1 protein-coding gene is annotated in these 2,572 nt (G+C 53.8%); it reads right to left on the bottom strand.

The annotated features are described in order from the left end of the window. Nucleotides 1-2,309 (bottom strand): STT3 domain-containing protein (locus MV985_RS05245; RefSeq protein ID WP_297463964.1); only part of this gene is annotated, 2,309 nt, incomplete at its 3' end. Nucleotides 2,310-2,572: the final 263 nt, after the last annotated feature.

Genomic DNA, 2,572 nt, shown 5'->3' on the forward strand with positions numbered 1-2,572 from the left:
TCTATCCTGAAGATCCCCCTGTCCAGCACGGTCTTCCCTTTGCTGTACGTATACCTTACAACAACACTGCCGTTGATGTTATCTGGAAGAAGAAACTCATCCTTCCCCTTAACCCCGTACCACTTCTTGAACACCAGCGTCCCATTATCTAAGTAGCCGTATATCCCGATCCCAGTCCCGGTGGCGTTCATGAACTTAAGAATAATCAAACCGTTCTCAGTCGTAACGATTACGTTCGAGTGATTGAACCTGAAGATCTTCACGATGCCACCATCAGAGTAGACCTGCCCGTAATCGCCGGGATACTCGTCAGTGAACATGAGCCTTGCGAGGGTTGTGTTGAAGGCTTTATCGTTCATGATCACGGCGTATCCATAGTTAAGGTTGAGGTAAGCGTACACCTCCCCCGTGGGTCTGCTGGATACTTTGACCTCCCCCAAATCCCCTCCGGCCTCGATGAAAACGCGCTTCGGGATAACAATCCTGCCCCCAAGGTTGACCTTAACGTCCCATGTCTTACCCGGGGCAGCCATCAGGGAGTAGGGTCCGTTCGAGAAGACGACCATGTTCCCATAGGTGGTCCCCCTATTCAACACGACGAGTGCGTATTCTTCTGAGGATACGTTGGCTGTCTCCAACACGGCCCCAAACTTTTCCAGGGTGTCGTAGGAGACTATGACGTAATCAACACCGGCCTTCATAAGGTCACTTTCTTTCTTGAGGCCCGTATAATACTGGGCCACCCACCGACTCGGGCCTCCCTGTGCAACTGGAGCTCGCATAGAGTAGTAAGTAACCCAGTGCCCCTGATCCCACCAGGTGAGAACGATGTCGTTGATGTTTGAGTGTTCACCCAGATATTCCAGAGCCCTCTCCCAGTGTTCGTTGGCGAAGGGATGCACCGAGAGAGCTGTACTCACGCCCTGGTAGGCCGCCACGAGGGGAAAGATTATGAGTAGACCCACAAGGACCATGGAAAGCACCCTCCGGCGGTCCCCACCGGTATTTTTCCCAAAAACTTCGCCGAGAAAAGAACGGGCCAGATCATAGACCGCTGAGAGGCCTATCCCCGCCGTCAAGGCCATCGCCAGAGAGCCTGTGAAGAGGAAACGGGTCCACACGATGGCCATGGGAAGGAGCACGAGAACAGTTCCAAGGATCAGGAAGTCCCCTACCCGGGGTTTCCTTATGAAGCGCAGGAAAAACAGCGGGACGAGAACTCCCCCGATTCCATAGGCACTCCACCAGTCAGCCCAGGAGGTTCTTTGAGTCTCGGCGATGGGATGCTGGGGGAACAGCTTAAGGAGTACTCCATTCATCACCCCATAATACCCGGCAGTGATCCAGAGAGCCGCGACCGTGCCGATGAGGACTATTGCAATCCGGATACCTTTTCCCCGGAGCATCCTTGAGAGCAGGAAGAGACCAACCAATGCCAGGAGCGCAAGGGGCACCGCATACTTGAGGTACACAAGCAGAAACAGATCCCTGATCCATCCAAACTGCATCCCCAGTTCCTCGGCCAGCTTCTTGCCCAGCCACCGGTTGTACGCCACCATTCCGTAACCAACTTTACCCCCAAGCCAGTTGGCCAGGAGGGCGCCGGCCGCGGAGGAAAGCACGAGCACAATCCCGTCCACGATGTACTTATCCCGCTTCAAGAGAAACGCCCCGACCGAGATCATAAGGGCATTTGCCAGGAGGAGCCCGAATATTGGATAGTATGCCTGCCAGAACGCAGCAGCGAGTCCGGCGGAGATGCCAGGGATGAGGTAGAACAGCAGTCTCCTGTATCTCCAGGAGGGTTTTCTTACCGACAACGCGAGGGTCATACCCAGAAGTGCAACGCTGTACCAGAAGAGCATGTAGTTATCTCCCCTGTAGTAGCCGGCCATCGAACGGAAGACGTGGCCGAACATCACGGAGAGCAGAAAACCGGAAAGAAAAGCCTCCCTTTTTCCATAGAGCTTGAGGACCGAGAGATAAACGAAGATCACCGTCAGGACACCAAAGATGACGGGGGTTATTCGGAAGGCGTTGTACAGGGATACACCGAAAACCGAAAGAAGCCGGTGTACATAAGCTGGAGCCAGCCAGAGGCCCAGAGGATGAAACAGCCTGAGCTGGAAACCTCTTGGACCATAGGCATAGGGGAAAAAGTTGATCCACTCACCCTTCTCCAGCGCGTACCTTATGTATGCCAGATGAAAGTAAGGATCGTAGCCCAGGAGGTATTTAAAGCGCATGGGTAGAAGCCTGATGGCGGATGCAATAACGATCAGAATTGGAAGGGAATATTTCGGCTCCATGATCCGTCTCCACGGAAACCGAATGAACCTGGAAACGCCCTTCCCCCTCATTGACACTCCCCACGGTCAGTATTACACCAGGAAGTACACCCCAGGAACAATAAAAGGGTTTTGGAGTCAGGGTCTAACCTCCACGTTTAGCTTCAAACTCTGGATCGTCCCGTTAATCGCCTCTAATATCAGTTTTCTGGCTTCGGTCCCGGCGTAGTTCCCGTCGGGTGGAGCCGGCGGGAGTTCCGGAGGATTGTCCTTGAAGAGGAGGA

The sequence above is a fragment of the Thermococcus sp. genome (assembly GCF_027012695.1).
Lineage (GTDB): Archaea > Methanobacteriota_B > Thermococci > Thermococcales > Thermococcaceae > Thermococcus.